The organism is Frankia sp. R82 (assembly GCF_023716925.1).
Taxonomy (GTDB): domain Bacteria; phylum Actinomycetota; class Actinomycetes; order Frankiales; family Frankiaceae; genus Frankia.
In genome coordinates this window covers 5,102-10,780 of the sequence record NZ_JAMQQG010000347.1, presented here as the reverse complement: position 1 = coordinate 10,780, position 5,679 = coordinate 5,102, and the positions used below count along the sequence as shown (strand labels likewise).

Here is a 5,679-nt window from a genome sequence, read left to right as displayed (position 1 = left end):
GCCGCGGCCCGACCCGGCTCCCCCGCCGGACAGGCCGCGGCCAGCCCGGGCGATGTCCGGCGAGGCTCAATTCCCCCTTCACCGGGCGGGATCCGTAGGATCGCCGGGTGGCCGAGATCCTGGCAGTCAGCGTCGCGGGGCTCGTGAAGACCTATTCCGCGCGCTCCGTCCCCGCCCGATCCGGGCCGGGGCGCGCGGATCGGCGACGGGGTGCCGGTGGTCGCGGCCGCCGCGGCCGGCGTGGTCCGCTCGAGCCTGGTGCCGGCGAGTTCCCCGCGGTGCTCGCACCGCAGCTGACCGGGCCCACGGCCCACAGCACCGCCGACGGGCGGATCCGAGCGGTGAACGACCTGTCCTTCACCGTCCCGGTCGGTTCGGTCACGGCCCTGCTCGGGCCGAACGGCGCCGGCAAGACCACCACCGTGGAGATCTGTGAGGGTTTCCGCGCCGCGGATGCGGGTGAGGTGCGCATCCTCGGCTGCGACCCGATCGCCGATGCCACGCAGCTTCGTCCCCGGGTCGGCATCATGCTGCAGTCCGGCGGGATGTACCCCGGGGCACGCGCCGGGGAGATGCTGCGCCTGGTCGCCGCGCACCACCGCCACCCGCTCGACCCGGCCGCCCTGCTCGACCGCCTCGGCCTCACCGACTCCGCCGCCACCCCCTTCCGCCGGCTCTCCGGCGGCCAGCAGCAGCGGCTCTCCCTGGCCCTGGCCGTCGTCGGCCGACCCGAGCTGGTCTTCCTCGACGAACCCACCGCCGGCCTGGACGTCGCCGGACGCCGCACCACCTGGGAGCTGATCGAGGAGCTGCGGGCCGCCGGGGTCACGGTCGTGCTCACCACGCATGCCATGGACGAGGCGGAGCGCCTCGCCGACCAGGTCACGATCATCAACCACGGCCGGGTCGTCGCCGCCGGCTCCCCCGCCGAGCTGACCCGCGGCGGTGCCGAGGGTCAGCTGCGTTTTCGCGCCCCCGCCGGCCTGGACCTCGCCACACTCCTGCTCGCCCTGCCCGACGGCACCGCCGCCAAGGAAGGCCCGTCCGGCCATTACCTGGTCGAGGGCACCGTCGACCCACAGCTGCTGGCCGCGGTCACCGCCTGGTGTGCCGGCAACGGCGTGCTCGCCGAGGATCTGCGGGTCGAGCAACGCACCCTGGAGGATGTCTTCGTGGAACTGACCGGCTCGGAGCTGCGCCCTTGACCGCCGCCGAGGCCCGCGGAGCCGGCGAGGTGGCCGGGGGTCTGCGGGGTGAGCGGCTGCTCGACCTGCGCCCGGCACCCGGCGCCGCGACCCGGGCTCGGATGTTCGCGGCGCAGACCCGCCTCGAACTCGTCCTGACCCTGCGCCGCGGCGAGTCGGTCCTGCTCACCCTGATCATCCCGATCGGCCTGCTGGTCTTCTTCACCGGTGTGGATGTGCTGCCGAACGACACCGGGCGTTCCGTCGACTTCCTCGTACCAGGCATCCTGGCACTGGCGATCATGTCGACGGCGTTCACCGGGCAGGCGATCGCCACCGGCTTCGAACGCTCCTACGGTGTGCTCAAACGGCTCGGCGCCACTCCCCTGCCCCGCTCGATCCTGCTCGCCGGCAAGACCGCGGCCGTTCTCGCCGTCGAGGTGCTGCAGCTCGTCCTGCTCGTCGGCGTCGGCTTCGCGCTCGGCTGGGATCCCTCCGGTGGTGCTGCCGCGGTGCCAGCGGTGCTCGCGCTGCTGGTGCTCGGCACCGCCGCCTTCTCCGGCCTTGGCCTGCTGATGGCCGGCACACTGCGCGCCGAGGCGACCCTCGCCGCGGCCAACGGTGTCTACCTGCTGCTGCTCCTCATCGGCGGGGTGGTCTTCCCCCTGTCGAAGCTGCCCGGATGGCTGCGGGTGGTGGCTGAGGGCCTGCCGACGGCGGCCCTGTCCGACGGCCTGCGCCACGTCCTCGCCGACGGCGACGGTCCCGGTCTGCGCCCCCTGGTCGTCCTCGCCGTCTGGGCCGTGGCCAGCCTCGCCCTCGCCGCCCGCACCTTCCGCTGGGAGTAACCCCTTCCGCCGGCGACAGCAGCCCCCACCACAATCCGATCGACACCAGGAGCCACACGACTGTCGCCCCAGGTAGCCAATCAAGGGTGGCGCGGGCCGAGATGAATCGCCGCTGCTGATGCCGAGGGCTGTTCGGGCACATGTGGAGGGTTGTTCGGGAATTCGGGCCGATTTTCCCGAACAACCCTCCACATGCCGCCGGGATCCACACGTCCTTGCGGGTTGTACACCGGCGAGGGACGCACATGGATGGGCGCAAGCCTCGAACGATCTCTGGCCCCGTGGTGGACGGACGTGGGCCGCGGAAGCGGGTGACCGCCCGGGTGGGCGGCGCGGCCGGGGAGTGTGGTCGGACCGGGAGTTACCATGGCACGCGTGCCAGCTTCTACAGGACGTCGGAGGTTGCCGCTCGTCGGGCGCCGCGCGTTCCAGATCGTCACCGCGGCGAACGTCGTCCTGCTGTCGCTGATCGTGGTCAGCGGCGGGGTGGTACGCCTGAGCGGGTCGGGCCTGGGGTGCCCCACCTGGCCGCAGTGCGGTGACGGTTCGTTCACGCCGCATTCGGAGTACGCGCTGCACGGCGCGATCGAGTTCGGCAACCGGCTGATCGGTCTGGTCGTCGGCGTGGTGGTGCTGATCACTCCGCTGATGGCGCTGCGGCTGCGCGGCGGCCGGCGCCGGGATCTCACCCGGTTGTCGTTCGGGCTGTGGCTCGGCTACCTGGGGCAGGCCGTGCTCGGCGGGATCACCGTGCTCACCAAGCTGCACCCGGCCACCGTGGCCGCGCACTTCCTGCTGTCCATGGTGCTGCTGTGGAACGCGGTGGTGCTCGACCGGCGGGCCCGCCAGGGCGCCGGGCCGGTCACCCCGGCGGTCGCACCCGCGCTGCTGTGGCTGGCACGGCTGCTCGTCGCCGCCGCCGGGGCGGTGCTCGTGCTCGGGACGGTCGTCACCGGTACCGGTCCGCACAGTGGCGACGCCACCCACCATGCCCGGTTCGGCTTCGACATCGTCAACGTCGCCCAGGTGCACGCCGACGGGGCGATGCTGCTCACCGGCCTCGCCGCGGCGATGGCCTTCGCCGTGCGGATCACCACGGCCCCGGCGGCCGCGCGGCGCGGATCACTGGTGCTGCTCGCCACGATCGTCGCCCAGGCCGGTGTCGGCTTCGCCCAGTACTTCCTCGGCATCCCGTCCGGCCTGGTCGCCCTGCACATGACCGGCGCCACCGTGATGTGGGTAGCCGCCCTCTACCTGTGGCTCGCCATGGCCGACCGGCCCGCCCTCAACCTGGAGGCGGACGCCACCCCCACCGCCGAACCGGCCCCGGGCCCCTCGTCGACCGCCACGACCGCCACGACCGCCACGACCGCCACGACCGCCACGACCGGTGGTACGCCGATTCCCGCCCAGCCCGCGCCGGCCACGCGTTGACCAGCGTCCGGCCGATAGCCCGAGCTCAGGGAGATCCGGATCGGTCACGCTGCGCCCCGCTACCGCCCGGCCGGCTGGGAGGGGTGGGCCAGATGGCGACCATGACGGATCCCCCGCCGGCAGGCTGTTCACCAAACGGGTCATCTTCGCGCTGTTCGCACTGATCGAGGGCCTGTTCACCCTGATTGTCGATGCGACGAAGCGGGCACACTGGCTGCTCCCGAGCGTTCCGTGGGCGCTGGCGGTTCTTCCGCTCGCCGGCAGAGTGCTGCACAACGTCTCGGGCACCGCCATCGCGGGCACCGGACCTTTCTCGTCGCCGACCGGCTACGGCGCATCGTTGCCGACGGCTACGGCGCATCGTTCGTCCGCGGGCTCGTGGCTCTCGGCCCGCCCGCCCTGCTCGGAACCGTCCGGACTCTGGCTGTGACCAGGCCACCGGCCCACCGGCCGCAGGAACAACCGGCCCAGGCGCTGCCGGCAGCGCCCCGGTCGACGTCCGCGCCCGGGCATTTTCCCTGAATCGGGGAGCTACCGCAGTCAGGTGTGAAGTGTGGTCGCTGGACACGGTGGCAGTCGGGCTCAGCCACCACAGGTCACCGGGCAGCCTCGGGCCTGGCACCACCTGGGCCGCGACACGCGGGCAGGGTGGCGGACCCCAGTGCCAGGCACGGCTGTCCGGATCGGCCGAGGCGAGCGCCGCACCCAGCAGCGCGCGCAGGCGCCGACCACACGCAACACCTCGTCCGGGTTCGGCTCCGCTCTGACGACGAGGTCGAAGGGCGGATAGCCGTCAGTGGGCCCACCAGCGACCTGCCCGGCATAGGCCATCAGGTCGTGCGCGACATGGCCGGCTGTCGTCCAGCAGCTCCAGGCGAGCGATCCCGCGGGACGGGACCAGTCGGCCCCGAGGTGTTCAGAGCGGGGTCGTCATCAGTTCAGGGTCGTCAGACGACGGCCACGACGGCGATCGCGATGAACAGGAGGGTGAGGTAAGTGATGGACATGTGGAACAGGCGCATGGGCTGCGGGTCCTCGCCGCGGGTGGTGCGCCGGACGATGCGGTGCGCCTCGACCAGGAACCAGCCGCCGACCAGCACCGCGCAGGCCACATACGGCCACCCGATGTGCGCCACCGGCGCGAGCGCCAGCGACACGGCGACCATGGCGTAGGCGTAGAAGAGAATGCGCCGGGTCACCGTCTCGGGGGACGCCACGACCGGCAGCATCGGGATTCCGGCGGCGGCGTAGTCGTCGCGGAACTTCATCGCGAGCGCCCAGAAGTGCGGCGGCGTCCAGAAGAAGACGATCGCGAACAGCAGTGCGGCCGACCAGCTCAGCGAACCGGTGACCGCCGACCAGCCGATCAGCACCGGGAAACACCCGGCCGCGCCACCGATGACAATGTTCGACGGGGTGCGGCGCTTGAGGCCAAGGGTATAGACGAAGACGTAGAACGAGATCGCACCGACGGACAGCAGCGCCGACGGCCAGTTCACCAGGAAGCCGAACATCAGCGTCGAGACGATGCCGGTCAGAATGCCGAAGACGAGCGCCTCGGTCGGCGTCACCGCGGCGCGGACCAGGGGGCGCTTGCGGGTGCGGCCCATCACCTGATCGATGTCACGGTCGACGTAACAGTTGATCGTGTTCGCGCTGCCGGCGGACAGCGTGCCCGCGACCAGCGTCACGAGGATGAGCCACACCGACGGCAGGCCGCGCTCGGCGAGCATCATCGCCGGCACCGTGGTGATCAGCAGCAGCTCGACCACGCGCAGCTTCATCAGCGCGATGTACGCACGGGCCTTGGCACTCAACGCGCCCAGCACACCCGACGTGGCCCCCGCACCCGCCCCGGGAGCCAGCTGCGCCAGCGAACCGCCCGGGACCGCAAGCGCCGCGACTGCGTTCGACCGACTCACCCCGTTGGACGGCTGCACACTCACGCCGTTCGACGACTTCACGTGTACCCCGTTCGACGGTTGTGCGTGCACCCCGTTGGACGACGTCGCGTGCACCCCGTTGGCGGGCTTCGCGCTCACGCCGTTCGACGACTTCACGTGCACCCCGTTCGACGGCTTCACGTGCACCCCGTTCGACGGCGCGACGCTCACTCCGTTGGACGACTTCACGTGAACCCCGTTCGACGGCTTCACGTGCACCCCGTTCGACGGCGCGACGCTCACTCCGTTGGACGACTTCACGTGAACCCC

General features: G+C 71.8%; 4 protein-coding genes. 3 read left to right on the top strand and 1 reads right to left on the bottom strand.

Going from position 1 to position 5,679, the window contains the following annotated elements; all coding sequences use genetic code 11:
• The first annotated feature begins 107 nt into the window (after nt 1-107).
• The 3 genes from ND747_RS28150 (at nt 108) to ND747_RS28140 (ending at nt 3,466) form a co-directional block, all read left to right on the top strand.
• Entirely contained in the window at nt 108-1,205 is a 1,098-nt protein-coding gene (locus ND747_RS28150) for an ABC transporter ATP-binding protein (protein WP_251737283.1), read from the top strand.
• The gene (locus ND747_RS28145; protein ID WP_374216345.1) at nt 1,202-2,032 is read left to right on the top strand and encodes an ABC transporter permease; all 831 of its coding nucleotides are present in this window, start codon (nt 1,202-1,204) and stop codon (nt 2,030-2,032) included. The genes ND747_RS28150 and ND747_RS28145 overlap by 4 nt, the downstream gene beginning before the upstream one ends.
• Nucleotides 2,033-2,398: 366 nt before the next feature.
• On the top strand, nt 2,399-3,466 hold the full coding sequence (locus tag ND747_RS28140) for a heme A synthase (RefSeq protein WP_251737282.1): 1,068 nt from the start codon (nt 2,399-2,401) through the stop codon (nt 3,464-3,466).
• A 947-nt stretch (nt 3,467-4,413) separates the two neighbouring features.
• Here ND747_RS28140 and ND747_RS28135 read toward each other — a convergent pair.
• Nucleotides 4,414-5,283, bottom strand: coding sequence for a heme o synthase (locus tag ND747_RS28135; protein WP_251737284.1), 870 nt, complete (start codon nt 5,281-5,283; stop codon nt 4,414-4,416).
• Nucleotides 5,284-5,679: the final 396 nt, after the last annotated feature.

Bases quoted from the DNA above. Each gene is read 5' to 3' on its own strand.
- ND747_RS28140 (WP_251737282.1), top strand. From the start codon at position 2,399: ATGGCACGCGTGCCAGCTTCTACAGGACGTCGGAGGTTGCCGCTCGTC.